The following is a 26,913-nucleotide window of genomic DNA, read 5'->3' on the forward strand; positions in this document are numbered from 1 at the left end:
TAGTGGGAGACATTGTAATAAAAAAGGCGGCCCGAAGGCCGCCTCTTTTGTCATCACGGGAAGATTAGCTGCGTGAATGCAGTCCTTTCTTCTCCAGCTGACGATAGATGATGGTCTGCTGGATGATGGAGATGACGTTGCTCACCAGCCAGTAGAGAGTCAGGCCAGCCGGGAACCAGAGGAACATGAAAGTGAAGATGATCGGCATGAACTGCATCACTTTCTGCTGCATCGGGTCGGTTACGGTGGTCGGGCTCATCTTCTGCAGATACCACATGGAGGCACCCATGAGGATTGGCAGCACGAAGAAGGGGTCCTTCACTGACAGGTCAGTGATCCACAGGGCAAACGGCGCGTGACGCAGTTCAACGGACTCCATCAGTGCCCAGTAGAGGGCGATGAAGATCGGCATCTGAACCAGGATCGGCAGGCAGCCACCCAGCGGGTTGACCTTCTCCTTCTTGTACAGCTCCATCATGCCCTGAGACATCTTCTGGCGGTCGTCGCCGAAGCGCTCGCGCAGGGCCGCAATCTTGGGTTGCAGCATGCGCATCTTGGCCATGGAGGTGTACTGGGCCTTGGTCAGCGGGAACATGATGCCGCGCACCAGCAGGGTCAGCATGATGATGGCCAGACCCCAGTTCTGGACGAAACCGTGGAACACGGTCAGCAGCCAGTGCAGCGGTTGGGCGATGAACCACAGCCAGCCGTAGTCGACGGTCAGGTCGAGGTGGTTAGCCACCTTGGCCATCTGGTCTTGCAGCTTGGGACCGACCCACAGCTTGCTGGTCACTTCGGCCTGTTGGCCGGCTGCCACGTCAACCAGCGGCGCTTTGTAACCGATGATGGCCTGGCCTTTGCCCGGGATCACGCGGCTGTAGAAGCTGTTGGTATCGTCGGCATTCGGTGCCCAGGCAGAGACGAAGTAGTGTTGCAGCATGGCGACCCAACCACCCTTGGTGGTCTTGTTCAGGTCGGCATCCTTCATCTCGTCGAAGGTGTACTTCTTGTAGCGGGTATCTTCAGTGGAGAAGGCACCACCACGGTAAGCGCTGGCTACCATGGCATGACCTTCCTGATCCTTCGGCGTTGCTACGGTTTGCTTCAGCTGACCATAGAACTGCACCTGAACCGGCTCGGCAGATTTGTTGTCGATCTTGTAATCAACGCCAACGGCATAGTCGCCACGCTTGAGGATGAACTCCTTGGTGAAGACCACGCCTTTGCTGTCGGTCCAGGTCATCGGAACGACGACTTGATCCTGACCATCGGCCAGTTGATAGCTGGTCTGGGCGGCTTCATAGGTAGGACGACCTTCGGCCTGACTGTCCGGACCGTTGCGACCCACCAGACCGCTCTGGGCGATATAGAGGTGCTCAGGCTTGCTGGTCAGCAGCACGAACGGTTGGTCCTTGCCCTCTTCCAGTTTGTGAGACAGCAGTTCGGCAGACACGACGTCACCACCCTGGGTATCCAGGGTCAGCTTGAGCACGTCAGAGGAGACGGTGATCAGCTTGCGTGCGGCAGTCGCGTTGGCTTGCTCGGAAACCTGAGGAATATCACCGGTCTGACCGGCTTCAGGTACGAAATGTTCGGTTTGGGCCACGGTAGTCGGGGCCGGCTTCGGAGCCTTGTCGGACTCCCACTGTTGCCAGAGCAGAAAGCTCACGAACAGCAAACCGATCAGGAGTAGATTGCGTTGTGATTCCATAGTCTTCAGTTTCTTCGCTTTGGTTGCGGAACCGGGTCATAACCACCCTCGGATAAGGGATGGCATTTTAATAGACGTTTGCTAGCTAACCAAACGCCTTTTATGAAACCGTGAAGTCGGATGGCTTCTATCGCAAATTGGGAACAAGTTGGAGTAAAACGGCAGCGCGGCCCGAGCAGAGGGCTAATGATTAGCTGATACAGGCGTATCAGTTTGATAGCTACCCATTGCAACGGCGTGACAGAGTGCGCCATAGCTTTTCCAGTAACTTGAACAGTTCCTCGTTATCCATCTCTTTCACACCGGCTTTGGCGATCACCACGATGTCGATAGCGGGCAGCTGATGTTGTTTGAGGCGGAAACTTTCCCGGACCACCCGTTTGACACGGTTACGCCAGACGGCACGCTTGAGTGCTTTTTTGGGCACAGCGAGACCAAGACGAGAGTGTTCGAGTGAATTGGGGCAGGCGAGAAGCGTAATTTGCGGGGAAGCAGCCCGGACAGGCTCGGCGAAAACGCGTTTGAAGTGTTCGGGAGTTAACAGACGTAACTCCCGAGAGAAGGTGTGCTGGGTAGGCATTAAACTACCAGACGGGCACGACCCTTGGCACGACGAGCGGCCAGAACTTTACGACCGTTGGCAGTTGCCATGCGGGCGCGGAAACCGTGAGAGCGCTTGCGCTTCAGGTTGGACGGTTGAAAAGTACGTTTCATGATTCGATTCCGTATTTCTGTACAGTTTTGATTGTCACACTTAGCCGACGCGCCAGCTATAGCGTGTGACGACTAGCAAAAGAGGCCGAATTCTAAACAGAGTTCGGCTTTTAGTCAATCCGCCGTTCCCTCTCATCCTGCCATGGTCTTGAAAAGGCCACTGCCGAGCGTGAGGATCCAGAGGATCAAGGGCTCCGGATTATACTGGCAACCCGGGGTTAAACAAGGGATCCCTCAATAAAAAAGGCGGCCAGGCCGCCAAAGAGAGAGCTATTTAAGGACTTTCCGCAAGAACTCCCGGGTACGGGGATCCTTGGGATCGACCAATATCTGATCCGGCGGGCCCTGCTCGACGATCCGCCCACCTTCCATGAAGATCACCCGATCGGCAACATCACGAGCAAATTCAATCTCATGGGTCACCACCACCATGGTCTGGTGCTGGCGGGCCAACTCTTTCATTAGTCCCAAAACCTCGTCGACCCACTCGGGATCGAGAGCCGAGGTGGGCTCGTCAAACAGGATCACCTTGGAGTGTGCCGCCATGGCGCGACCAATGCCGACCCGCTGCTGCTGGCCGCCGGAGAGGGACGCCGGATAGGCATCCTGCTTGTCGGCAAGACCAATGTCCTTGAGGATGCCGAGCGCTGTGGCACGGGCCTCGGCTTTTGGCTGCTTCCAGACGGTGATCAGCCCTTCGGCGATGTTGTCGAGCGCTGTTTTGTTGGCAAACAGGGCGTAGTTCTGGAACACGAAGGAGGCCCGCTTGCGCAGCTCGATCGCCTGCTGTTCGCTGGCCTTGGCCAGATTCAGCTCAAGATCGTCGATGGCAAGGGTGCCCGCATCCGGGGTCTCCAGCAGGTTCAGGCAGCGCAACAGGGTCGATTTTCCGGTGCCGGAGGGACCGATGATGACGACAATTTCCCCCTTTTTGACCTCCAGATCGATGCCGTTGAGCACCTGATTGCCGTGATATGCCTTGGAGAGGCCGGTTAGCTTGATCATGAGAGCCCTCCTTTAATAGGCACGGTTGAGACGAATTTCCAGCAGATGTTGCAAGCGGGTAAAGAAGATCACCACTACCCAGTAGATCAGCGCCACCGCCATAAAGCTCTCGAAGAACTTGAAGGAGGAGGAGGCTTCCATTTGCGCCTTGCCCATTATCTCGGCCACTCCCAGCGTGAAGGCCAGCGAGGTGCTCTTGATTATGTCGATGAAGTAGTTCATCAGCGACGGGGTGGCGATGCGGGCCGCCTGCGGCAGGATGATCCGCTGCATCGCCTGATAACGGCTCATGCCGATACTGAGCGCCGCTTCCATCTGGCTTTTGTGAATGCCGAGGATGGCTGCGCGGATCGACTCAGCCATATAGGCGGCGAAGTGCAGGGTCAGACCGACGATGGCGGCGGTAAAGGCATCCATCCCCACGAAGATCGGGAACAGTTGCGGCAATCCGTAGTAGAGCAGGAACAGCTGAACGAGTAGCGGTGTACCCCGAAAGAACGAGATATAGAGCATCGCCAGCCAGTGAATCGCGGGGACGCGAAACACCCGTACTATCGCCAGGGCCAGCGAGAGTACGAGTGCCAGCACGAATCCCCACAGGGCCATTTCCATCGTGGTGCCCAGGTATTTGAGCAGGATGGGAAACAGCCCCAGCGTGTATTCGAGGTCAAATTCCATCATTTATTTGTCGGTGATGTCGGAAGCGAACCATTTCTCGGAGATCTGACGCAGGGAGCCATCCTTGCGCATGGCGGTCAGAGCCTCGTCGACCTTCTTCAGCAGCGCCTGTTTCTCCGGGGTCTTCAGGAAGGGCAGGGCGTTCTCGATAGTCTCGAACGGTGCGCCAGCCTGTTGCAGCGGCAGCTTGGACTCTTTGATCAGCTGGGCGGTGGAGACGCGGTCCATCACGAAGGCATCGATGCGACCCAGGGCGACATCCTGCTCGAAGGCGGAGTCATAGGTGCGGATGTCGATCTTCTTGTTCGGGTCGTTCTTGCGCAGCAGCTCTTCGAAGTTGGAACCCAGGTTCACGGCCACCTTCTTGCCTTCCAGATCCTTGATGCCGTGGATGGTGCTGTTGCCCTTGCGTACCACGATCTGGGCGCCGTCATAGACGTAAGGCTGGGAGAAGTCGTACTTCGACTTGCGCTCGTCGGTGATGGTGATCTGGTTGGAGATGGTGTCGATGCGGCCGGTTTCCAGCATGCCAAACAGGCCGGAGAAGCTGGCGGTCACGAATTCGACCTTGTAGCCGGTGCGCTCTCCGATCTGGTTCCACATATCCACTTCAAAGCCCTGCAGCTTGTCCTGCTTGACGAAGGTGAACGGGAAATATTTGCCAGACATGCCGACCTTGATGGTCTCCTGGGCGATGGCCTGACCGGACAGGGTGGCGAGCAGGATGGCTGCGCCGGAAATCAGTTTGATGGATGTTTTCATGGTGTTTCTCTCTCTCAATGTCTTGTATTTGTAGTTGTAATAACTGGTTTGGCCCTGATGTTATTGGAATAAAATTTAAAAAATAAATGACATTTGGTTATATGAAATAACAGGAGAGAAGCACGGGATCGACCAATCCGGACGGTGGATCAAGCTGTGGGTAACTTTGGGGATGAAATCCGATCCAAAGGCGCTGGATCCTTGAAAGTCAAGGATCTTATTTGCTGGATCCACCGGGCGATGGCTGGAGATCCGGCGGCTAAAAACGTAGAATAGCCGGTCTTTAGTTAATCAATCGACAGGAGTTTAGAGTGACTGCTTCGCTATGGCAGCAGTGCCTTAACCGGCTGCAAGATGAGTTGCCCTCGGCAGAATTCAGCATGTGGATCCGGCCGCTTCAAGCGGAGTTGAGTGACAATACTCTGACCCTGTATGCACCGAATCGCTTTGTTCTGGACTGGGTACGAGACAAGTATCTCATCCGGGTTAACGGCATCATCAACGAACTCTGCGGGGTCGACGGCCCCGCCCTGCGTTTTGATATAGGCAATCGTCCCCATCCTGTTGCTGTCGCCAGAGCGCCGGTACAGGGTGCCGCGCCTGTGAATAACTTGCAGAAGAGCTGGGAAAGCAAGGCTGAAGCCAAGCCCGAGCCGAACCACAAGAGCAACACCAACGTGAACTATACCTTCGAGAATTTCGTCGAGGGTAAGTCCAACCAGTTGGCGCGTGCGGCTGCCCGTCAGGTAGCGGACAATCCGGGTGGTGCTTACAACCCGCTGTTCCTCTATGGTGGCACCGGCCTGGGTAAAACCCACCTGTTGCACGCCGTTGGCAATGCCATCAAGGAGAGTAAAAAAGATGCCAAAGTCATCTATATGCACTCCGAGCGGTTTGTTCAGGACATGGTGAAAGCGCTGCAAAACAACGCCATTGAAGAGTTCAAGCGTTACTACCGCAGCGTCGATGCCCTGCTCATCGATGACATCCAGTTTTTCGCCAACAAGGAGCGCTCCCAGGAGGAGTTCTTCCATACCTTCAATGCCTTGCTGGAAGGTAACCAGCAGATCATCCTGACCTCGGATCGCTATCCGAAGGAGATCAACGGTGTCGAGGATCGCCTCAAGTCCCGCTTCGGCTGGGGCCTGACCGTGGCGATCGAACCGCCGGAGCTGGAGACCCGCGTCGCGATCTTGATGCGCAAGGCTGACGAGAACCAGATCCATCTGCCGGACGAAGTGGCCTTCTTCATTGCCAAACGTCTGCGATCCAACGTCCGTGAACTGGAAGGCGCCCTCAACCGGGTGATAGCCAACGCCAACTTTACCGGCCGTGCCATCAACATCGATTTCGTGCGCGAAGCGCTGCGCGACCTGTTGGCACTGCAGGAGAAGCTGGTCACCATCGACAATATCCAGAAGACGGTGGCGGAGTACTACAAGATCAAGCTGGCGGATCTGCTCTCCAAGCGTCGTTCCCGCTCCGTTGCCCGTCCGCGCCAGCTGGCGATGGCACTGGCCAAGGAGCTGACCAACCACAGTTTGCCGGAGATAGGTGATGCCTTTGGTGGCCGTGACCACACTACCGTTCTTCATGCCTGCCGCAAGATCGAGCAGCTGAAGGAGGAGAGTCACGACATCAAGGAGGACTATTCCAACCTGATCCGTACCCTTTCTTCCTGATAACGGAATCGAGTGGACAGATGCAGCGCGAATATTCCAACCTGATCCGAATCTTTTCCTCCTAATCACAACGGAGAGCACAGATGCAGCTCGAAATTAGCCGTGAGGCCCTGTTACGTCCTCTGCAACTGGTGTCCGGCGCCCTCGGCGGCCGACCGACCCTGCCGATCCTCGGCAACGTGCTGCTTGATGTCAGCAACGGTCTGCTGTCACTGACCGGTACCGATCTCGAAGTAGAGATGATCGGTCAGGTCTATCTGAACGGGGCCAGCGAAGATGGCCGCACCACAGTACCGGCGCGCAAGCTGCTGGATATCTGCCGTGGTCTGCCGGAAGGCGCCGAGATCCGTCTCAATACCGAAGGGGAGCGCCTGATCATCCGGTCCGGTCGCTCCCGCTTCAACCTCTCGACCCTGCCGGCGACCGAGTATCCGAACATCGAGGATTGGGAATCCGTGCTCGAGTTCGATATCAGCCAGCTGGAGCTGAAGAAGCTGATCGATGCGACCCAGTTCTCCATGGCCAGCCAGGATGTGCGTTACTACCTGAACGGCATGCTGTTCGAGAGCGAAGGTCACGGTCTGCGCACCGTGGCGACCGACGGTCACCGTCTGGCTACCTGCCGCCGCGAGGTAGTTGGGGAATCGCTGCCCGATCATCAGGTTATCCTGCCGCGTAAAGGGGTACTGGAGCTGGTGCGTCTGCTGGAGGCGGAAGACAAGCCGGTACGTCTGCAGATCGGTCGCAGCAACCTGCGTGCTGCGCTGGACGGCTTCATCTTCACCTCCAAGCTGGTGGATGGCCGCTTCCCGGACTGGCGCCGCGTCATTCCGCGCAACAGCGACAAGGCGCTCATCGCCGGCCGTGAGGATCTGCGTCAGGCGTTTGCCCGCGCCGCTATCCTCTCCAACGAGAAATTCCGTGGGGTGCGTCTCAATCTGCAGGAAAACCTGCTGCGCATCACCGCCAACAACCCGGAACAGGAAGAAGCCGAAGAGCTGCTTGACGTACAATATGCCGCTGGCGAGATGGAGATCGGCTTTAACGTCTCTTATGTGCTCGACGTGCTGAATACGTTAAAATGTGACCAAATTCGGATTAGCCTGAGCGATTCCATCAGCAGTGCCATTATTGAGGATTTTGAACATCAGGATGCTCAGTACGTGGTGATGCCGATGCGGATCTAGTCGTGTCCCTGGTCAAACTCCAGCTCAGCGACTTTCGCAATATCCAGCAAGCCAGTCTCAAGCTGTCGCCCGGCCTCAACATTCTGGTCGGGTGCAATGGCAGCGGCAAGACCAGTGTGCTGGAAGCCATTCACTACCTTGGTCTGGGGCGCTCCTTTCGCACTCATTTGACCGGGCGGGTCATCCGCCAGGGGGAGAGGGCCTTTACCCTGTTTGCCCAGTGCGAGCTGGAGGGGCGTCAGGTACCGATAGGTCTTGCCAAAGACAAGAGTGGCGAGAGCCAGCTCAAGATTGCCGGGGCGCAGGCCCAGCGGCTGGCCGATTTGGCGGAGCTGTTGCCGGTGCAGTTGATCCATCCCGATGGCTTCAACCTGCTGACGGGCGGGCCTCAGGCTCGCCGCGCCTGGCTCGATTGGGGCGTTTTCCATCAGGAGCCGACCTTCTTTGCCCTGTGGGGGCGAGTGCGGCGGCTGCTGAAACAGCGCAATGCGCTGTTGCGCCAGAGCACCCAGTACCGCCAGCTGGCGTTCTGGGATCAGGAGCTGGTGCGGCTGGGGGGTGAGCTGGCCGAGTTTCGCGCCAGTTATTGTCGGGCCATTACGCCCCTGATCAAGGAGATGACGGCGGATTTTCTGCCGGAATTCGATATCAGTCTCGGCTTTTACCGGGGCTGGGAGAAAGACACTCCCCTCGGCGATCTGCTGGAGGCGGGGTTTGAGCGGGATCGGGCGCTGGGCTATACCGGTGTCGGTCCACAAAAAGCCGATGTGCGCCTCAAGGCGAACGGGGTGCCCGCTCAGGATATTTTGTCCCGGGGTCAGCTGAAGTTGCTGGTCTGCGCCATGCGACTGGCCCAAGGGCTCTATTTGAATCAACATAGCAGCCGTGGCTGTATTTTTTTAATTGACGATTTTGCCTCTGAACTGGATGTCGACAAGCGCCGCTTGCTGGCCGCAAGGCTGAAGCAGTGTGCGTCCCAGGTGTTTATCACCGCCATCGACACCGGTCAGCTCGCAGACATGATGGATGCGAATGACTGCAAGTTGTTCCACGTGGAACAGGGTAAAATCTCCGAAACGTTAGAGAAGGCAGAGAGTAAGCTATGAGTGAAAATACTTACGACTCCTCGAATATCAAGGTGCTGAAGGGCCTGGATGCGGTCCGCAAGCGCCCGGGGATGTATATCGGCGATACGGATGATGGCTCGGGTCTGCACCACATGGTGTTCGAGGTCGTCGATAACTCCATTGACGAGGCGCTCGCTGGCTACTGCTCCGATATTCTGGTCAAGATCCATTCCGACGGTTCTGTCTCTGTGCGTGACAATGGCCGGGGTATCCCGGTAGACATGCACGAGGAGGAGGGCCGCTCCGCCGCAGAGGTCATCATGACCGTGCTGCACGCTGGCGGTAAGTTCGATGACAACTCCTACAAGGTATCCGGCGGCCTGCACGGCGTGGGTGTCTCGGTAGTTAACGCCCTCTCTGACAAGCTGTTGCTGACCATTCGTCGTAACGGCCACGTCTACGAGCAGACCTATCATCTGGGTGAGCCGCAGGCGCCGCTCAAGCAGATTGGCGACAGCACCGGCACCGGTACCGAAGTTCGCTTCTGGCCGAGCCCTGCCATTTTCAGCGATACCCTGTTCCATTACGAGATCCTGGCCAAGCGCCTGCGCGAGCTCTCCTTCCTCAACTCCGGTGTCTCCATCCGTCTGCAAGACGAGCGTGATGGCCGCGAGGCGCATTTCTGCTACGAGGGTGGCATCAAGGCGTTCGTTGAATACCTGAACCAGAACAAGACCCCGATCCACCCGAAGGTGTTCCACTTCACCACCGAGCAGGATGGTATCGGCGTTGAAGTGGCGATGCAGTGGAACGACGCCTATCAGGAAGGGGTCTACTGCTTCACCAACAACATCCCACAGCGGGATGGTGGTACTCACCTCGTTGGTTTCCGTACCGCGCTGACCCGTACTCTGAACTCCTATATGGACAAAGAGGACTACAGCAAGAAGGCCAAGTCTGCCGCCAGTGGCGACGACGTACGTGAAGGTCTGATTGCCGTTATCTCCGTCAAGGTGCCGGATCCCAAGTTCTCATCCCAGACCAAAGACAAGCTGGTCTCTTCCGAAGTGAAGACCGCCGTTGAACAGGCGATGGGTGAGAAGCTGGCTGACTTCCTGCTGGAAAACCCGGGCGATGCCAAGATCGTGGTCAACAAGATCATCGATGCGGCCCGTGCCCGTGAAGCGGCCCGCAAAGCCCGCGAACTGACCCGCCGCAAAGGCGCGCTGGATATCGCCGGTCTGCCCGGCAAGCTGGCTGACTGTCAGGAAAAAGACCCGGCTCTCTCCGAACTCTACATAGTGGAAGGGGACTCTGCTGGCGGTTCCGCCAAGCAGGGTCGCAACCGTAAAAACCAGGCCATCCTGCCGCTCAAGGGTAAAATCCTGAACGTAGAGAAGGCCCGTTTCGACAAGATGATCTCCTCGCAAGAGGTGGGCACCCTGATCACCGCACTGGGTTGCGGTATCGGTCGTGACGAGTACAACCCGGACAAGCTGCGTTATCACAACATCATCATCATGACCGATGCGGACGTCGATGGTGCGCACATCCGAACTCTGCTGCTGACCTTCTTCTATCGTCAGATGCCGGAAATCATCGAACGTGGCTACGTCTACATCGCCCAGCCGCCGCTCTACAAAGTGAAAAAGGGCAAGCAGGAGCAGTATCTGAAAGACGAAGACGCGCTGCTGCAGTACCAGACCGCCATGGCGCTGGATGGTGCGACCCTGCACGTTAACGAGTCTGCCCCGGCTATCGGTGGCGAGGCGCTGGAGCGTCTGGTCAACCAGCATCGCTCGGTGACTCACCTGATCACCCGTATGTCTCGTCGTGCGCCGGAAGCCGTGCTGACCCAGCTGATCTATCAGCCGGAGCTGAACGAAGCGCTGCTGAACAGCGAGAGCGATCTGCTGGCCTGGTGTCAGGGTATGGAAGCCGTGCTCAACGAGAGCAACCACGGTATCCAGTATCAGATCCAGGTTCGTCGTGACGAAGAGCGCAGCCTGTACGTGCCGCACGCCGTGGTACGTCAGCACGGTGTCGACCGCGAATATCCGCTCAGCTACGACTTCCTGCAATCCGGTGAGTACCGTCAACTGGTCTCGCTGGGCAAGGAGATCGCCAACCTGATCGAGGAAGGTGGTTTCATCAAGCGTGGCGAGAAGGTGAAGCCGGTTGCCAACTTCGTGGAAGCCGTCGAGTGGCTGATGGGCGAAGGCAAACGTGGCATCTACATCCAGCGCTATAAAGGGCTGGGTGAGATGAACCCGGACCAGCTGTGGGAAACCACCATGGATCCGGAAGCCCGCCGCATGCTGCGCGTCACCATCGACGACGCCGTCGGTGCTGACCAGCTCTTCTCCACCCTGATGGGTGATGCCGTTGAGCCACGTCGTGACTTTATCGAGACCAACGCCCTGCGCGTAGCCAACCTCGACGTCTAATCGACGTAGTCAGACAGCAAAAAGCCGCTCCTTGTGAGCGGCTTTTTTACATCTGCAATCTGCCCGATCAGAGCAGTTTGCTCATGATGACCAGATTGTGTGGCAATTGGGTGCCATCGCTAGCCATGCGGTGACGCAAGGCTGGCACTATGTGGTGAATGGTCTGGAAGCCCAGCTTGGTATAGAAGGACTCGGCGGTCTGGGTTCCGAGATTGACCTCGCAAACCCCTTGCCGGGTCAGGTACTCCAGCACAGCATTAGCGAGCCGGGTGCCGCTTCCCGCGGGTTGTTCCGGTCTCACCACTACTGTGCCGATATAGGCGTAACGTCGCTCATCCTGGTTCCAGATTGATCCCGACATACCACCCTGTAATTCACCATTTTCATCGCGCAGCATCAACACAAAGGTGGGCCGGATCTTGGGATCCTGCTCGTTGACGGCCTCGATATAGAGGGTTTTACCTGTCGGGTAGGAACCGGAATGCATCCTGAAGATCGCCGTATGGTCGGGGCCTGCGGGCATATGAACCGCTTCATGCCGATAACCGTGATCGACAAGCGGGGCCTGTACCTGAGGATAAGTGGTGAGTATCACCACCTCACTGATGAGATTACCCTGTTGCTGCTGCGCCGCGATTAGTTGCGCCAGATAATCGAGCGGTGCATTGAGAAAACGGGTTTCCGGGTAGTGGACGATTACGTTCTGGTTGAAGCCAACTCCTGCTCACGCTGTTGTAGTAGGGCAAATAGCATCAGCTGTCGTTCGCTCAGTTTATCGGGGGAGCTGTTGTCCGGCTGGTACAGTTCGAGCGGATTATGTCGAGTGGTCATTGTTTCTCCAGAGAGTAAGGAGCGGGGATGATAGCACAGACGGCCCAGCCGGATGCCGCCCGACGTTCCACGTGAAACACTGGCAGTTGAAAGGATGGGCGATCGGGCTGAGATAAAGAAAATGCCGAATTTGATGTTCGGCATTTTGATGATGAGTTCACTTGCACAGAGCTGATTCTTTATATGCAGTGTGGCTATGGAAGAGTTAATAGTTTTTATGCTGTGACATGAACTGTTGAAGCATTTTACCTACCAGTTCCGGCGATTCTTGATGAGCTGAGTGAGCCGCGAGTGGAATATTGGCAAAACTGGAATCTGCGATTTTTGCTTTTAAAACCACAGACTCCTCAAGCGAAAATATGACATCGTTATCACCCCTCATGATTAATGTCGGACAACGAATTTTTTCAACTAGGTTACTCGGGTAGCCAGATGGTGTTGTATCAAGCCAAACAGCCTTTACAGCATCGACCAGTTTTGGGAAATCAGGCTCGGGATTTGACACCTTATATAGAGCGACATCATCGGCAAACTTTGAAATCCAAAAGTCAGCTGTTAAGCCGCTTAGCAACCCGAGTGATGGATCATCAGGCTCTAATCGCCACGTTGCACCAAGTGTAACCAAACAAGAAACGCTATCGGGTTCTTGTACGGCTAGTCGATAACCTACGATACCACCATCACTAAAGCCAAATATTGAATATTTATCAACGCCCAGATAGTCGAGGAGTGTTTGGATATCTTGCTGATACTGCAAGTAACTCAGTGGCTTACTACCTAGAGGGGATTTTCCATGGCCACGGAAATCTACACTGATCAACTGATAATCCATGGCAACATATCTTTGAATGGGTATTAGTTCATTAAGGGAACCAAGGCCACCATGAAGCATCAATAAAGGCTCACCATCAGGATTACCCGAAAGTTCGTAATACAACTCACCACCGTTGACGCCGATATAACCACTTTTATTGTTCATGTTTTTGAGCAACCTCGTTTCGATGTATATGACCTAACAGATGAAATAGCACATCTGCGCCGACCCACTCAGGATGTCGCTACCTGCTGTCAGTTTCTGTCAGCAATGAATTTCGGCTGCGGGATCTGCTGGGTGGTGCGCCACTCCTTCAGCAGGCTCTCCCGGCTTTTGGGATAGTGGCAATCTTGCGGTTGCATCCGGGTGATGCGATCTACCCGAAAGTGGCGAAAGCCCTGACGCAGTTCGCACCAGGCTACCAGTACCCGCACCTGTTCGAAGTAGCCGAGGGCAAAGGGCCAGACGGTGCGATCGGAGGTATCTTCCTTGAGATCACGATAACTCAGGGTCACCTTGCGCTGCTGGCGGATGGCGCTGCGCAACGGGGCTTCATCGGTGAGGCTGTCGCTGCGGGAGGTGCCGATCAGCAGGGCATTGCTCTGGAGCTGCTGGCGATAGTCGGCGGGCAACACGGCTTCTATCTTGGCCAGCGCACTACTAGCCGATGCACTCAAGGCTCCGTCACCGTGGGCGACCACCCAACGCGAACCCAGCACCAGCGCATCCAGCTCCTCTTCACTGAACATCAATGGCGGCAACATGAAGCCGGGGCGCAGCACATAGCCGATCCCCGGTTCACCCTCGATATGGGCGCCTTGCGCCTGCAGAGTGGCGATATCCCGATAGAGGGTGCGCAGGCTGATGCCAAGCTGGCTGGCCAGTTCCGCACCTGTGATGGCGTAGCGGTGGCCGCGCAGCAGCTGGAGCAGGGCCAGCAGGCGTTCGGAACGGGACATGGGATGACTCCTCGGGATCTCTGGTTAGCCTGCCATAGCGGAGTGAGCGGGTATAGAGGATGTCATCAGACATTGTTGCCACGAAAAGATCGTCGCCACTCGCTGGGGGAGATGGCAAAGCGGGCGCGGAAGTGGTTGCGCAGAGAGGTGGCACTCTTGAAGCCGACCAGCTCGGCGATGCGATCGATGGAATGACCGCTCACTTCCAGTAACTCCTGACTGCGCCTGAGCCGCTCCGCCAGCAGCCATCCACCCACTGAAAGGCCGGTTGCCTGATGAAAACGGCGGGTAAAGGTGCGTCGGCTCATCAGGGTATGGGCCGCCAGAGAGTCCAGGGTATGAGGCTCGGCCAGATGGGCACGCAGGTGATCGAGCAACTGGTTCATCCTGACATCGCGAGTGGAGGCGGGCACCGGCTGTTCGATAAACTGGGCTTGGCCCCCTTCCCGGTGAGGCGGGATCACCAGCCGCCGCGCCACCTTGTTGGCGATGGCCGAGCCGTGGTACTGGCGTACCAGATAGAGGCAGCAGTCCAACCCGGCGGCAGTGCCTGCCGAGGTGACCAGCCCATCGTCATCCACATAGAGGGCGTTGGTATCGAGCTGCACGGGAAAGCGGCGGCAGAAATCCTGTTCGTACTCCCAGTGGGTCGATGCTTTGCGACCATTAAGTAGTCCGGCGTAGGCGAGCACATAGGTGCCAAGACAGAGCCCGACCAGCCTGGCACCTCTGGCTCTGGCGGCAATCAGGGCATCGAGCAGCGGTGCGGGTGGTCGGGCTGCCGGGTCGTGCCAGAAGGGAATGACGATGATCTCCGCCTCGGCCAGCACCTCCAGCCCATGGGGCGCCTGAATGGTGAAGCCTTGTGCCGAGTGTGCGTGGCGGTTGCCATCGCCGCAGCAGATCTTGAGCTCGAACAGTGGCTGGCCCGGCAGGATGTCGCCGAAGATGAGGCAGGGGACGGCGCAGTGAAAAGGGCTGAAGTGATCGAAGGTCACCACGGCAACGATCGGGGTGGGCATTATGTTGACTCCTCTCTGCGCGCAGACCTCTCATCATAAGCGTTCGGCAGTGAAAGCCGAAGGGCCATCTCTGGCATGGCCCCCTGCGGGTCACAGTGATATCGCCTCGCCATCTTCTGGCACCCGTACCCGATCCGTCATGCCCCGCTTCGCCAGATAGTCGCGCAGCTCCTGGCGTGACAGCACGGCGTGGTTGACCGCCTCCATATGGCTGGCGATCAGCGTGGCTTGCGGTGCAGCCTGATAAACGGCGGCGACATCCTCCTTGCCCATGATGATGGAACCGAGTCCGGGCACCTGTGCATCGCCGCAGTTGAGGATGATGACCTCGGGCTGATGCTGTTGCAGGGCTTGCTCGACCCAGGGATGCCAGATGGTATCACCGACCAGATAGAGGCACTGCTCATCGGGGTGGGAGAAGACCACGCCGCATACCTCTCCCATGCGCTCGCCCAGTACCGCCATCAACTGGTCGCTGCCGTGCTGACCACCGGTCTGCTGCAGGCGAATGCCGGCAAACTCGGGCTGGTCGCTCAGCAGGCGCACATCCTCAAAGCCACTGGCACGAATGGCATCGGCATCTTTCTGATGTTGTACCAAGAGCGGCAGATGTTTGGGGATTAGCGCTCTGGCGGCGTCATCCCAGTGGTCGGGATGGTCGTGGGTGACGATAACGGCATCCACATCGACCAGCTCATCGATCGGCAGCGGCAGCTCGACCAGCGGATTGCGCAGCTGGCTGTTGGCGGTGCCTTCAAAACCGGGGAAAGCCCCTTTGGCCGAGAGCATGGGGTCGATCAGAAAGCGGGTGCCGGCATAGTCGAGCAGCAAGGTGGCGTTGCGAACCTGGGTAATCTTCATGGGATGGCTCCATGTTGGCTGGTGGATATGCAACCAATTATGGGGGGCGGAGCGAGTTGCCATCAGTGGCCCACGGGTCGATTATCATCACAATCGGGCCAACAGGTTGATGTTCTACAGGTCGGCGCGGCCATTTAAAAAATTTGAAAAAATCCCCTTGAAAGGAAAAAGTGAGCCCCTATATAGGTAACAAGGCCGGAACGCTCGACAGAGGTTTCGACCAGGTGCCCGTCCATAAGGAGGGCAAACAATCCGTTATCGCTCACAAGAGGGTAATACTATGCGTTCTATCGACTTTTCTCCGCTCTATCGTTCTGCCATCGGTTTCGATCGTCTGGCCAATCTTATCGAATCTGCGGCCAGCAATGGCAATGCCGGTTATCCCCCCTACAACATCGAGCAGTTGGGTGATAACGACTACCGCATCAGCATGGCGGTGGCGGGCTTTACCCAGGAAGAGCTGGAGCTGAGCTTCCAGGAAAATCTGCTGACGGTGAAGGGCAACAAGCAGGCCGATACCGAGCGCAACTATCTCTATCAGGGGATTGCCGAACGTGGTTTCGAGCGCCGCTTCCAGCTGGCCGACTATGTGCGGGTGAAAGGGGCCGACCTGAAAAACGGCTTGCTGCACATCGAGCTGGTACGTGAAGTGCCTGAGGCGATGAAGCCGCGCAAGATCGAGATCAACGGCTGATAGCCTGAATTCACTGAAATTTTAAAATTTCCCGGGTGCCGATGACGGGCCTGTGGAGAGTTGAACCTGTTGCTTATTAGAAGGATAGGATTATGCGTAACCTCGATTTTTCTCATCTCTATTCCAACGCCGTCGGCTTCGAGCGGATGGCCCGTGAGCTGGAAGGTCTGTTTGAGCAGAAGACCGCCGCTTACCCCCCGTACAACATTGAGAAGCGCGATCAGGATGGCTATCGCATCACGGTCGCCGTGGCTGGCTTCGAGCGCGAAGAGCTGGAGCTGGAGACCGAAAACGGCACCCTCAAGGTGAAGGGGCGCAAAGGGGCTGCGGCCGGTGAGCGTCAGTTCCTCCATCAGGGGATTGCCGAGCGCGACTTCGAGCTCGCCTTCAAGCTGAGCCAGCACGTGGAAGTGCAGGGCGCCAAGCTGGAGCATGGTCTGTTGACCATCGACTTGGCTCGCGAACTGCCGGAGGCACTCAAGCCCCGTGCCATCCCCATCGGTAAACCCGAGCAGCTGGCGCTGCCCGGCTAAGCAAACCGGATCGCGATAAACAATAAAGGCCTGCAGATGCAGGCCTTTCTGTTTTTGGCTGGCCGGACTGACTTAGCCGGCGTAGAGGGCGTTTATTTCATCGGCCAGAATGGCGATGCCGCGGCGAACCAGCTCCTCGCTTTGGGAGTAGTTGAGGCGGATGCACTCCTGGCTGTGGCGCCACTCGGGGTCATCAATGCCGGGGAAGAAGTAGTGCCCCGGCACGATCAGCAGGTTCTTCGCCTTCAATCGCTCGTACAGCTCCTGACAGTGGATCGGTAAACCCTCGAACCAGAGCCAGAGGAAGAGGGCGCCTTCCGGCTTGTGGATGTGGAAGCGCGGATCGGGGATCGCTTCGCGCAACAGCTGCACCGCCAGCTCAGCCTTCTGCTGATAGAAGGGCTTCACCACCTGTTCGCTGAGGGCGATGATCTCGCCGCTCTCGATCATCGGGATGGTGATGGCGGGGCCCAGACTGCCCGGCGCCAGATTGATGATGCCGCTCAGGTTGGTGATGGCCTGAATGATCTTCTCGTCGGCGATGACGATGCCGCAGCGAGTGCCCGGCAGGCCGAGTTTGGAGAGGCTCATGCAGAGGATGGTGTTGGCGTTCCAGAACGGCTTGGCCTCGCTGAAGATGATGCCCGGGAAGGGGACGCCGTAAGCGTTGTCGATCAGCAGCGGAATCCCCTTGTCGCGGGCAATCTGGTCGAGGTGTTCGATCTCTTCGTCGGTCAGTACGTTGCCGGTGGGGTTGGTCGGGCGGGAGACGCAGATCACCCCAATATCGTCACCCACCTGCAGGCTCTCGAAGTCCACATGGTATTTGAACTGGCCATCGGGTAGCTTCTCAATGGTGGGCTTGTAGGCCACGAAGTAGTGGTCGGCCAGCGCCGAGTCGGCATAGCCGATGTACTCGGGGGCGAGCGGGAACAGCACCTTCTTCTTGCGGCCATCGGCAAATTCACCGGCCAGCAGGTTGAACAGGTAGAAGAAGGCATTCTGGCTGCCGTTGGTCAGGGCGATATTGCGGGCCGAGATATCCCAGCCCAGCTCCTTGCTGAGCAGTCCGGCTAGCGCCTTGGTGAACCTGTCCTTGCCTTGCGGGCCGTCGTAGTTGGCCATCGCTTTGACCAGCTCGCCGTTGTCGAGCAGGCTCTTGGCCTCGGCCTGAAAGCGTTCCAGCATGGCGGGGATGGGGGCCGGATTGCCGCCACCCAGCATGATGGCGTCCGGATTGGTCAGCCCCTGATTGAGGTCATCCATGAGTTGGGTAATGCCGGCGTGGCGAGTGAACTTCTCGCCGAACAAGGAAAATTCCATTCAGTGACAGATCCAGATTTGAGTTACGGGGATGTAGCACCATAGCTCAGTTTAAAAGTGGGTGTCGATCAAAAAGATGGGACGTTCCACGTGGAACATGGTGCAAAAATCAAGCGTGGTTAAAAGCACCAACTGTTGGTTTAAAAATGACCGAGCGGGATGCATTTTGCGACTCAATTTGGTATCGAGATATAGTTAATTTAAACAAAATCATAATGTTATGAATTTCGTGAGGATTGGCACAACTATTGGAATAGCTATCTGGTCATCTCAACCATACCGGAGCAAACCAGATGAAAAGCCTGATCGCTACCCTGATTGTGAGTGCCCTGAGCCTGAACGTGATGGCCAACGAAAACCCGCGGCCCGAGCTGGAGAGTGTCCAGCTGGAGCAGGATGTGCAGAGCGAGTTGCAACAGGCATCCCATGCAGTGGTGCAGGATGCGCTGCACAATCTCAAGCCGCTGGCGCTGGATACCCTGGTGGTGGAAGCGAGCCAGGCTGTGGCGACTCACCCCGAGAGTTGAGGTAGCGCAGGGGGGTCTGTCCTGTATGTTGTTTGAAGAAGCTGATGAAGGCGCTGTCGCTGGAGAACTCCAGCGCAGCGGCAATCCGGCTGATGGACTCGCTTTCTGCCAGCAGCTCCATGGCGCGCAACAGCCGCCACTGCTGACGCCACGCCTGATAGCTCATGCCGGTCTCCCGCATGAAGATGCGGCCAATGGTCTTGTCACTGGCACCCACCCGCTTGGCCAGCCGGTTGAGCCGATCGGGCAGGGCATCCCCCCGTTTCAACTGCTGTAGCCAGTCGCCCAGTCTGGGATCGGTCGGCAGCGGCAACTGCCACGACTCCCGCGGTGCCTGCTCCAACTCCTCCATAAACAGCGCCACCGTTCGCTGCTGCTGCTCTTGCGGCTTGTCCCACGGCCAGAGCGCCATCCGTTCAATCAGTTCGTGCAGCAGCGGATTGACCGCCAGCACTTCCACCGTGCCGGGCAACTCGGGGTGCGGCTGGAAGTAGAGTGAGCGGTAGGCCACCACACCACGCATCAATACCCGGTGGGCAGTGCCCGCTGGCAGCCAGGCGGCGCGGGTGGGCGGCAGCAGGCAGACCCGACCTTCCAGCTCCATGGTCATGCAGCCGGATTGGGCGAACAACAGCTGGTGGCGTTGATGTTGATGCATGCCCGAGTCGTGCCAACCGAGGGCGGAGGCAATGCTGATCACGCTGCCCGTCAGCTGGTCGGGGTCAAAAGGGTGATCGGGAAGAATAAAGGCCATATGTCCGATTTTTGATGTTTATAGTCCTGCTTATTGTAATCAGACAATCGGCATCTCTCTAGAATGGCGACCTTTTGTGAAGGAGGTTTGTCATGAACAACAAGTTGCCACCGCTCTGGCTGGTGGTGGGATTGATGATGTTTCCCCAGATTGTGGAGACCATCTACAGCCCGGTCCTGACCCACATCGCCAGCCAGTTTCAGGTGAGCGAGGGGCAGGCATCCCAGACCCTGTCGGTCTATTTTCTGGCGTTTGCGGTGGGCGTGGTCTGCTGGGGGCGGCTCTGCGATCTGGTCGGGCGCCGTCCCGCCATGCTGGCGGGTCTGCTTACCTATGGCGTCGGCACCTTGCTGGCGCTGCTGGCCAATCAGTTTGAAACCCTGCTGCTGGCCCGGATCATCTCGGCCTTTGGTGCCGCCGTGGGATCCGTGGTGACCCAGACCATGCTGCGCGATAGCTATCAGGGGAGCGATCTGGCACGGGTCTTCTCGGTGATGGGCATAGCGCTCTCCCTGAGCCCGGTGCTGGGGTTGCTCAGTGGTGGTCAGCTGGCGAGATGGTTTGGCTATCTCGGGGTGTTCAGCGGTCTGCTGGTACTGGCGGTAGGTTTGCTGCTGGTTGCCTGCTGGCAGCTGCCGGAAACCCGTCCGGCCACCAGCCAGCGAGTCGCGCTCTGGCCGCTGGCGTGTCGGATGATGAAAGATGGCGGGCTCTGGCGCAGTGCCATGCTGGTCGCCCTGTTCAACACCATGCTGTTTGGTTACTACAGTCTGGCGCCGTTCCTGTTTGCCGGATTGGGATTGAGCGTCGGCGAGTTTGGTTACTCGGGGATCTTGCTGGCGCTGGCGACCCTGCTCGGCAGCCTGCTCAACAAGCATCTGCTGGGGAGAGGGTGGCAATCGTCCTCTCTGATCCGACTGGCTTGCGCTATGGCGCTGGTCGCCGGGCTGCTGGTCTGGGCGACTCAGGCCAGCCTCTGGTTCCTGCTGCCCATGATGGGAATCGTGGTGGCCTTCGGACTGGCGATCCCCAACGTGCTGAGTCCGGCACTGTTGGCCTATCGCGAGGTAGCAGGCAGCGCTGGCGCCCTGTTCGGGCTTGGTTACTACCTGCTGCTCAGTCTGGGATTGGCGGTGGCGGCCGGATTGCAGGATCTCGGCCTGTTGCTGAGTGGCTGTGGCTTGCTGGCGCTGCTTTGCAGCGGGCGTCGTTCCACGTGAAACGTCAGTTGCCGATAAAGCGGTAGCCGATACCGGATTCGGTCTCGATAAGCGTTGGTTGCTGGGGGTTATCCCCCAGCTTCTTGCGCAGGCTGGCGATAACGATGCGCAGGTAGTGGGTGTCCTCCTTGTGGCTCGGCCCCCAAATGTCGTTGAGCAGCTGGGTCTGCATCACCAGCTTGCCGGGGTGGCACACCAGCGCCTGCAACAGGGCGAACTCCTTGCGGGAGAGGGGGATCTCCTCCTCCTTCATGGTCACCTTGTGGCTGCTGACATCAAGAGTCAGGCCGCACTGGGGGAAGTGGCGCCGCTCGCCGCTGCTGACGCCAGCCCGCTGGCGCAACAGCACACGGATGCGGGCCATCATCTCGCCGATGCCGAACGGTTTGCTCATGTAGTCGTTGGCGCCGGCATCCAGCAGCCGCACCTTCTCCTGCTCCGAATCGCGGGCCGACAGCACCAGCACTGGATTGGGGTGGTGTTCGCGAATGGCCTGCAACACCTGAATGCCATCGCCATCCGGCAGACCGAGATCGAGGATCACCAGATCGGGGTTGAGGTGGCGATACTGCTCCAGCCCTTCATTGACCCCCACCGCCTCACTCACCTGATGGCCCTCGGCAATCAGGCTGATCCGCAGAAAGCGACGGATCGCCGCTTCATCATCTATGACCAGAATGTGCGCCATCGAACCTCCAGAGGCGAATGGTGGGAGGGGCTGAGTGACCCGATCTGGCGGTCAACCATCAGACCTCCGGTGAATTGAGAACGAGCGGCAGGGAGATGCGCATGCAGGTTCCGTTGCCATTGGGACCGGAGAAGGCCCAAATCTTGCCGCCGTGGGCCTCTATCATAGCGCGGGAAATGGCGAGGCCAAGCCCGGTGCCACGGCTGCCGCAATCGCCCACCGGCTGGGTGTAGAAGAGGTTGAAGATCTTCTCCCGATCCGACTCGGCGATACCGACCCCGATATCTATGATGTCGATGATGAGGTCGGGTTCGGCCACCATCACCTTGAACTCGATGGGGGTGCCTGCCGGCGAGTAGCGGGAGGCGTTGTCGAGGATGTTGACCAGCACCTGCTCGATCAGGGCGCCGTGCACATAGAGCTGGGGCACATGCTGATCGAAATGGACCAGCAGCTTGTGCTGGCGCCAGGAGGAGTCGAGCCGCTTGCGGGCGCTCTCCACCAGATCCGCCAGATCGACCCAGTCCCGTTTCAGCTGGAAGTCGGGGGAGCCGATGCGGGTCATATCCAGCAGATTCTGCACATAGCTGTGCAGGCGGCGCGCCTCCTCCTGCACCGAGTGGAGCAGTTCGTCGCGGTCTTCGGCGGGGATCCGGTCACCATATTCCAGCAGGGTGCTGCCAGCCCCCATGATGGTGGCTAGCGGCGTCTTCAAATCGTGGGAGACCGAGGAGAGCAGGGCGGCCCGCATCCGGTCGGTCTCCGCCTGCAGCTGGCTGTCGGCCAGCCGCTCGTTGAGGTCGATCCGCGCCAGCGCGGCGCGAATATCGGTGAGCAGCGCCTGCAGCTGGTGTTCGGCAGAGGAGGAGAGCGGATTGGCCAGCGTTATGCCGATCACCAGATCGTCGCTGAGGTGGTGATACTGGGCCTCAGCGGCATTGAGGGTGGCGGTGTGGGCCCCGGCACTCTGCTTCTGGGCCAGACACCAGTCGATGGCCGCCTTGTCGGTCTGGCCGGGCCTGTGCTTCTCGTTGCCGAGCCGATCGTTGAACTCTTTGTCGATCACCACGGTCGGCTGGCCGAGCGCCAGTGAAATGGCCTGGGCACCTTGTCTGAGCACCTCCTCCGGGCTGCTGGCAGTGGCCAGCCCCTGACTGAGGGAGAGCAGGGCATTGCCCAGCTGCTGGGTCTCGCGCAGACCGATCAGCTGCTGGCGCTGGCGGGAGGCAAGGCGCCCCGCGGTCATGCCGACGATAAGCAGCACAAACAGGGTGAGCAGGTCGCTGTGGTTGGCGACGCTCAGGGAGAAGTAGGGGGCGGTGAAGAGCAGATTGTGGGCGATAAAGCCCAGCACAGCCGCCAGCGTGGCGGGCACCAGACTGGTGGTGAGGGCGGTCGCCAGCACCCCCAGCACGAAGATGAGCGGTAACGCTGCGGGCGGCAGCCAGTAGGAGAGCCCCCAGGCGGCGGCCGAGGTGATCCCCATGATCACCACTGCCAGCAGGCTGTGGTGAATATCCTTCGGGGTCGGGACGCGCATTCCCACTTCGGGCTTCTGCTTCTCGGTATCGACCAGCGTGATTTCGAGCCCCTGCGCCTGCTTGAGCAAGTGCTGCACCAGCGAGCGGCGCCATGGCGCTTTGTGAGGTTTGCCGAGCAGCAGCTGGGAGACCTGCTGTTGTTCGGCGGTCTCCAGCAGGGTGTTGGCGACCGCCGGGCTGGATAGCGTCAGCACCTTGGCGCCGAGGTGAGAGGCGAGCGCCAGCGCCTGCTCCACATCGGCAGAGCGGCGGCCATTGCTGTCGACATGCACCACCAGCCACGGGAGCTGACGGCGCTGGGCAAAGCGGTGGCCGTAGCGCACCAGCGCCGAGCCGTGCAGGTCACCGAGGCAAACCATCAGCTTGCCCCGCAGCGGCAAGGTGCTCTTGCCTGCTGCCTGCCACTGCAGTTGCAGGTCTCCCTCCACATGGCTGGCGGCAGTCTGCATCGCCAGCTCCCGCAATGCGGTGAGGTTGTTGAGGGAGAAGAAGGATTGCAGCGCCGCCTTGGCCTGATGGGGCACATAGACCTTGCCCTCCTTGAGGCGGCCGAGCAGCTCCTTGGGGGGCAGGTCGATCAGCACCAGACTGTCGGCTTCCAGCAGCACCTGATCGGGCAGAGTCTCCTTCACCCTGACCCCGGTGAGCTGCCACACCAGATCGTTGAGACTCTCCAGATGCTGCACGTTGAGGGTGGTGTAGACGTCGATCCCGGCGTTGAGCAGCTCCTCCACATCCTGCCAGCGCTTCTCGTGGCGGCTGCCGGGGGCGTTGCTGTGGGCCAGCTCGTCCACCACGGCGATGGTCGGTTTGCGGGCGAGCAGGCCGTCGAGATCCATCTCCTCCAGTCGCTGCTGGCGGTGCATGTGGATTTTGCGCGGCATGATGGCGAGCTTGTCGAGCAGGGCCAGAGTCTCCTGACGGCCGTGGGTCTCCACCACGCCGATCAGGATGTCTACCCCCTCTTTGGCCTGTTCCCGCACCGCCTGCAGCATGGCGTAGGTCTTGCCCACGCCGGGAGCTGCGCCGAGAAACACCTTCAGCTTGCCCTTGTGCTCCTGTTCCAGGCTCGCCAGCAGGGCGTCGGCCCTTACCTCATCACGCATCCCCATGCTCCTGCATCAGAATCGCCAGCAGGGCGTCGGCGCTTGCTACATCAGCCATTGTTATCCCTATCGAGTCAACCGCCCGTTTCGAAAATCGAGGTCATCACCAAACCGGAATGGGCGCCATCAGGCGCCCTTTTTATGATCCAGTTGCAGATTCAGCTGGAGAATGTTGACCACCTGCGGGCCAAGGATACCAGCTTGTGTGGCCGACTTGACCTGCTCCGTCAGTTGGGCGGGATCCAGTCCACGTTCTTTGGCGACGCGGTCCACCTGAGCCAGCACCGCATCCAGCGGCAGGTGGGGATCGAGGCCGGAGGCGGAGCGGGTCAGCATGGCGGGGGTGCTGGTTCCCGGCTGTGCCTTGGCGGCCTGTTCGGCAAACTCTGCCCGCAGCGGTGAGCTCATCCCCAGATTGCTGGCGCTGCCGCCTATGGTGTTGAAATCGCTGGCGGAGGGGCGGGGATGGAAGTAGTCAGCCCGCTCGAATTTCTGCCCCAGCAGGGCGCTGCCGATCAGTTGCTGCTTGCTGTCGGTCAGCTGGCTGCCGTTGGCCTGCCAGGGGAACAGCAGTTGGGCCAGCCCGGTCACCGCCAGCGGATAACCCACGCCCAGCAGCAGGGTCAGGGTCAACAGGGTTCTGATTGCTATCATGATTCTCTTGCTCCAAAAGGATGGCTGGGGATGCGGATCTGACCCGCATCCCGGTTATGTCGTTACACCAGACCCAGGCCGGTAATGACCAGATCGATCAGCTTGATGCCAATGAAAGGCACCAGCAGGCCACCGACACCGTAGATCAGCAGGTTGCGGCGCAGCAGGCTGGTGGCTGAGCCTTTCAGATCGACACCACGCAGTGCCAGCGGCACCAGCGCCACAATGATCAGGGCGTTGAAGATGATGGCCGACAGGATGGCGCTCTGCGGGCTGCCCAGCTGCATCAGGTTCAGTGCCCCCAGTTGCGGGTAGGCGGCGATGAACAGGGCTGGCAGGATGGCAAAGTACTTGGCCACGTCGTTGGCGATGGAGAAGGTGGTCAGGGCGCCACGGGTTACCAGCAACTGCTTGCCGACCAGCACCACATCCAGCAGCTTGGTGGGGTTGGAGTCGAGATCCACCAGATTGCCCGCCTCCTTGGCGGCCTGGGTGCCCTCGTTCATGGCCAGACCCACATCAGCCTGTGCCAGTGCCGGTGCATCGTTGGCACCGTCGCCGCACATGGCAACCAGACGACCATCGGCCTGCTCCTGACGGATATAGGCCAGCTTCTTCTCCGGCGTCGCTTCGGCGATGAAGTCATCCACCCCGGCTTCGGCGGCGATGGCGGCGGCGGTTTTCGGGTTGTCGCCGGTGATCATCACGGTGCGGATCCCCATATGGCGCAGGATCTGGAAGCGAGCCTTGATACCGGGCTTGATGATGTCCTTGAGGTAGACCACCCCCAACAGTTTCTCCTGAGTGCAGACCAGCAGCGGAGTCCCACCCTGACGGGCGATGCTGTCGACTGACTTGAGCACCAGCTCCGGCACCGCCTTGCGGTCGAGGCTGAGGTAGTTCAACACGGCATCCACCGCACCCTTGCGATATTGATGACCGTTGCGATCCAGTCCGCTCAGCCGGGTCTCGGCGCTGAAGGGGATCACCTTGTCGCTCTCCAGCTGGCTCGGCTTGGCCATGCTCTTGCTGGCCAGAGTCAGGATGGATTTGCCCTCCGGGGTATTGTCACCCAGCGAGGCCAGCATGGCGGCTTGTGCCAGCAGGGCGGGGTCGACTCCGGGGGCCGGGATCAACTCGTCGGCCATCCGGTTGCCGAAGGTGATGGTGCCGGTCTTGTCCAGCAGCAGGGTACGCACGTCACCAGCCGCTTCCACGGCACGGCCAGACTTGGCGATGACGTTCAGCTTCACCAGTCGATCCATACCGGCAATGCCGATGGCGGAGAGCAGGCCGCCAATGGTGGTCGGGATCAGGGTGATAAAGAGCGCGATCAGATAGAGGCGCGGGACCTGGGTGCCGTTGTAGTCGAGGAACCAGGGCAGGGTGGCGACCACCAGCAGGAAGATCAGGGTCAGACCCACCAGCAGGGCGTCGAGCGCCATCTCGTTGGGAGTCTTCTGGCGCTTGGCCCCTTCCACCAGTGCAATCATCCGATCCAGCGTACTTTCGCCCGGATTGTTGCTGACGCGCACCCAGATCTCGTCGGAGACGACCGTCGTGTTGCCGGTCACGCCGCTGCGGTCGGTGCCCGACTCGCGGATGACGGGGGCGGATTCGCCAGTGATGGCGGCCTCGTTGACCGAGGCGATGCCGGCGACCACTTCGCCGTCGGCCGGGATCATCTCGCCGCTGCGTACCAGCACCAGATCCCCCTTCATCAGGCTGGTGGCGGGTACCCACTCGCCCTGACCATCTTTGGCATTCGCCACCCGACGGGCCTTGAGCTGGCTCATGCCCGCTTTCAGGCTGTCGGCGCGAGCCTTGCCGCGCCCCTCGGCCAGGGTTTCCGCGAAGTTGGCAAACCAGAGGGTCAGCCAGAGCCAGGCGGTCAGCTGCCAGGCCAGTGAGGGAGCAACGCCGGAGAAAGGCTGCCCCAGCAGGGACTCCACGGTCGCCATGACTGCGGCCAGCCAGAGGGTGAACAGGATGGGACTGCCAAACAGCGCCTTGGGATTGAAGCGATAGAGGGCCTCAACCATTGCCTGGATGATCTGTGATTTCTGTTTTTTGCCCTTCACCAACATGGTGTCGGTGCTCATTGCAGTGGACTTGCTCATTGGAAAGCTCCCA

The 26,913-nt window shown here is 59.0% G+C and carries 28 protein-coding genes; 9 read left to right on the forward strand and 19 right to left on the reverse strand.

The window, feature by feature from the left end; translation table 11 throughout:
• Positions 1-64: 64 nt before the first annotated feature.
• The 7 genes from yidC to ACTG27_RS16850 form a co-directional block, all read right to left on the reverse strand.
• Positions 65-1,711 carry a membrane protein insertase YidC gene (gene yidC, locus ACTG27_RS16820; protein WP_005355794.1) on the reverse strand — a complete coding sequence of 549 codons (1,647 nt, stop codon included), beginning with the start codon at positions 1,709-1,711 and terminating at the stop codon, positions 65-67.
• Between the two features lie 5 nt (positions 1,712-1,716).
• Positions 1,717-1,965 (reverse strand): membrane protein insertion efficiency factor YidD, encoded by a 249-nt coding sequence (gene yidD, locus ACTG27_RS16825; RefSeq protein WP_010672280.1) that lies wholly within the window; start codon positions 1,963-1,965, stop codon positions 1,717-1,719.
• The gene (gene rnpA / locus ACTG27_RS16830) at positions 1,932-2,291 is read right to left on the reverse strand and encodes a ribonuclease P protein component (RefSeq protein ID WP_005339313.1); all 360 of its coding nucleotides are present in this window, start codon (positions 2,289-2,291) and stop codon (positions 1,932-1,934) included. Before rnpA ends, yidD begins: the two co-directional genes overlap by 34 nt.
• Positions 2,291-2,425, reverse strand: coding sequence for a 50S ribosomal protein L34 (gene rpmH / locus ACTG27_RS16835; protein ID WP_005307156.1), 135 nt, complete (start codon positions 2,423-2,425; stop codon positions 2,291-2,293). The genes rnpA and rpmH overlap by 1 nt, the downstream gene beginning before the upstream one ends.
• Before the next feature lie 270 nt (positions 2,426-2,695).
• A complete protein-coding gene (locus ACTG27_RS16840; RefSeq protein WP_005339311.1) occupies positions 2,696-3,430 on the reverse strand; it encodes an amino acid ABC transporter ATP-binding protein in 735 nt (244 codons plus the stop codon).
• A 12-nt stretch (positions 3,431-3,442) separates the two neighbouring features.
• Positions 3,443-4,111, reverse strand: a complete 669-nt coding sequence (locus tag ACTG27_RS16845) for an amino acid ABC transporter permease (RefSeq protein WP_439979998.1) — start codon at positions 4,109-4,111, stop codon at positions 3,443-3,445.
• Positions 4,112-4,870, reverse strand: a complete 759-nt coding sequence (locus ACTG27_RS16850) for an amino acid ABC transporter substrate-binding protein (RefSeq protein WP_439979999.1) — start codon at positions 4,868-4,870, stop codon at positions 4,112-4,114. It abuts the gene before it with no gap.
• Positions 4,871-5,181: 311 nt separating this feature from the next.
• On the opposite strand from ACTG27_RS16850, the gene dnaA reads away from it, so the two are divergent.
• The 4 genes from dnaA to gyrB all read left to right on the forward strand — a co-directional run bounded on the left by dnaA (position 5,182) and on the right by gyrB (position 11,253).
• A complete protein-coding gene (dnaA, locus tag ACTG27_RS16855) occupies positions 5,182-6,552 on the forward strand; it encodes a chromosomal replication initiator protein DnaA (protein ID WP_005339307.1) in 1,371 nt (456 codons plus the stop codon).
• Positions 6,553-6,635: 83 nt separating this feature from the next.
• On the forward strand, positions 6,636-7,739 hold the full coding sequence (gene dnaN / locus ACTG27_RS16860; protein ID WP_005339306.1) for a DNA polymerase III subunit beta: 1,104 nt from the start codon (positions 6,636-6,638) through the stop codon (positions 7,737-7,739).
• A gap of 2 nt (positions 7,740-7,741) precedes the next feature.
• The gene (gene recF / locus ACTG27_RS16865; protein WP_439980000.1) at positions 7,742-8,845 is read left to right on the forward strand and encodes a DNA replication/repair protein RecF; all 1,104 of its coding nucleotides are present in this window, start codon (positions 7,742-7,744) and stop codon (positions 8,843-8,845) included.
• Entirely contained in the window at positions 8,842-11,253 is a 2,412-nt protein-coding gene (gyrB, locus tag ACTG27_RS16870) for a DNA topoisomerase (ATP-hydrolyzing) subunit B (RefSeq protein WP_005357188.1), read from the forward strand. Before recF ends, gyrB begins: the two co-directional genes overlap by 4 nt.
• A gap of 67 nt (positions 11,254-11,320) precedes the next feature.
• Here the strand turns inward: gyrB and ACTG27_RS16875 are convergent, their stop codons facing one another.
• Positions 11,321-11,740: a GNAT family N-acetyltransferase gene (locus tag ACTG27_RS16875; protein WP_439980002.1), complete on the reverse strand. Its 420-nt coding sequence runs from the start codon at positions 11,738-11,740 to the stop codon at positions 11,321-11,323.
• Between ACTG27_RS16875 and ACTG27_RS16880 the strand changes: the two genes are divergently transcribed.
• On the forward strand, positions 11,735-11,893 hold the full coding sequence (locus tag ACTG27_RS16880) for a hypothetical protein (protein ID WP_439980003.1): 159 nt from the start codon (positions 11,735-11,737) through the stop codon (positions 11,891-11,893). The two genes, ACTG27_RS16875 and ACTG27_RS16880, sit on opposite strands and share 6 nt — an antisense overlap.
• Before the next feature lie 56 nt (positions 11,894-11,949).
• Here ACTG27_RS16880 and ACTG27_RS16885 read toward each other — a convergent pair whose 3' ends face one another.
• The 5 genes from ACTG27_RS16885 to ACTG27_RS16905 all read right to left on the reverse strand — a co-directional run bounded on the left by ACTG27_RS16885 (position 11,950) and on the right by ACTG27_RS16905 (position 15,740).
• The gene (locus tag ACTG27_RS16885) at positions 11,950-12,084 is read right to left on the reverse strand and encodes a hypothetical protein (protein WP_439980004.1); all 135 of its coding nucleotides are present in this window, start codon (positions 12,082-12,084) and stop codon (positions 11,950-11,952) included.
• Between the two features lie 205 nt (positions 12,085-12,289).
• Positions 12,290-13,063 carry an alpha/beta fold hydrolase gene (locus tag ACTG27_RS16890; RefSeq protein WP_439980005.1) on the reverse strand — a complete coding sequence of 258 codons (774 nt, stop codon included), beginning with the start codon at positions 13,061-13,063 and terminating at the stop codon, positions 12,290-12,292.
• A gap of 89 nt (positions 13,064-13,152) precedes the next feature.
• Positions 13,153-13,857, reverse strand: coding sequence for a helix-turn-helix transcriptional regulator (locus tag ACTG27_RS16895; RefSeq protein ID WP_439980006.1), 705 nt, complete (start codon positions 13,855-13,857; stop codon positions 13,153-13,155).
• 65 nt (positions 13,858-13,922) lie between these two features.
• On the reverse strand, positions 13,923-14,879 hold the full coding sequence (locus tag ACTG27_RS16900) for a helix-turn-helix domain-containing protein (protein ID WP_439980007.1): 957 nt from the start codon (positions 14,877-14,879) through the stop codon (positions 13,923-13,925).
• A gap of 90 nt (positions 14,880-14,969) precedes the next feature.
• Positions 14,970-15,740, reverse strand: coding sequence for an MBL fold metallo-hydrolase (locus ACTG27_RS16905; protein WP_439980009.1), 771 nt, complete (start codon positions 15,738-15,740; stop codon positions 14,970-14,972).
• A 280-nt stretch (positions 15,741-16,020) separates the two neighbouring features.
• Here ACTG27_RS16905 and ACTG27_RS16910 point away from each other — a divergent pair, with 280 nt between their 5' ends.
• Positions 16,021-16,434 (forward strand): Hsp20 family protein, encoded by a 414-nt coding sequence (locus tag ACTG27_RS16910; protein ID WP_041210487.1) that lies wholly within the window; start codon positions 16,021-16,023, stop codon positions 16,432-16,434.
• A 92-nt stretch (positions 16,435-16,526) separates the two neighbouring features.
• Complete coding sequence (locus ACTG27_RS16915) at positions 16,527-16,967, forward strand: Hsp20 family protein (protein WP_005339297.1); 441 nt, start codon at positions 16,527-16,529, stop codon at positions 16,965-16,967.
• 72 nt (positions 16,968-17,039) lie between these two features.
• Here the strand turns inward: ACTG27_RS16915 and ACTG27_RS16920 are convergent, their stop codons facing one another.
• Positions 17,040-18,290: a valine--pyruvate transaminase gene (locus tag ACTG27_RS16920; RefSeq protein ID WP_439980010.1), complete on the reverse strand. Its 1,251-nt coding sequence runs from the start codon at positions 18,288-18,290 to the stop codon at positions 17,040-17,042.
• 293 nt (positions 18,291-18,583) lie between these two features.
• Between ACTG27_RS16920 and ACTG27_RS16925 the strand changes: the two genes are divergently transcribed.
• Entirely contained in the window at positions 18,584-18,817 is a 234-nt protein-coding gene (locus ACTG27_RS16925) for a hypothetical protein (RefSeq protein WP_005355777.1), read from the forward strand.
• On the opposite strand, the gene ACTG27_RS16930 is transcribed toward ACTG27_RS16925, so the two are convergent.
• The gene (locus tag ACTG27_RS16930) at positions 18,747-19,571 is read right to left on the reverse strand and encodes an AraC family transcriptional regulator (protein ID WP_439980011.1); all 825 of its coding nucleotides are present in this window, start codon (positions 19,569-19,571) and stop codon (positions 18,747-18,749) included. The two genes, ACTG27_RS16925 and ACTG27_RS16930, sit on opposite strands and share 71 nt — an antisense overlap.
• A gap of 92 nt (positions 19,572-19,663) precedes the next feature.
• On the opposite strand from ACTG27_RS16930, the gene ACTG27_RS16935 reads away from it, so the two are divergent.
• Positions 19,664-20,791 (forward strand): multidrug effflux MFS transporter, encoded by a 1,128-nt coding sequence (locus ACTG27_RS16935; protein ID WP_439980013.1) that lies wholly within the window; start codon positions 19,664-19,666, stop codon positions 20,789-20,791.
• Between the two features lie 4 nt (positions 20,792-20,795).
• Here ACTG27_RS16935 and ACTG27_RS16940 read toward each other — a convergent pair whose 3' ends face one another.
• The 4 genes from ACTG27_RS16940 to kdpB all read right to left on the reverse strand — a co-directional run bounded on the left by ACTG27_RS16940 (position 20,796) and on the right by kdpB (position 26,900).
• A complete protein-coding gene (locus tag ACTG27_RS16940) occupies positions 20,796-21,479 on the reverse strand; it encodes a response regulator (RefSeq protein ID WP_047439862.1) in 684 nt (227 codons plus the stop codon).
• A 58-nt stretch (positions 21,480-21,537) separates the two neighbouring features.
• Positions 21,538-24,126 carry a DUF4118 domain-containing protein gene (locus ACTG27_RS16945; RefSeq protein ID WP_439980014.1) on the reverse strand — a complete coding sequence of 863 codons (2,589 nt, stop codon included), beginning with the start codon at positions 24,124-24,126 and terminating at the stop codon, positions 21,538-21,540.
• Between the two features lie 126 nt (positions 24,127-24,252).
• Complete coding sequence (locus tag ACTG27_RS16950; protein ID WP_236381910.1) at positions 24,253-24,780, reverse strand: potassium-transporting ATPase subunit C; 528 nt, start codon at positions 24,778-24,780, stop codon at positions 24,253-24,255.
• A gap of 62 nt (positions 24,781-24,842) precedes the next feature.
• Complete coding sequence (gene kdpB / locus ACTG27_RS16955) at positions 24,843-26,900, reverse strand: potassium-transporting ATPase subunit KdpB (protein ID WP_439980015.1); 2,058 nt, start codon at positions 26,898-26,900, stop codon at positions 24,843-24,845.
• Between the last annotated feature and the right edge of the window lie 13 nt (positions 26,901-26,913).

The organism is Aeromonas sp. 97A (assembly GCF_051919185.1).
Lineage (GTDB): Bacteria > Pseudomonadota > Gammaproteobacteria > Enterobacterales > Aeromonadaceae > Aeromonas > Aeromonas veronii.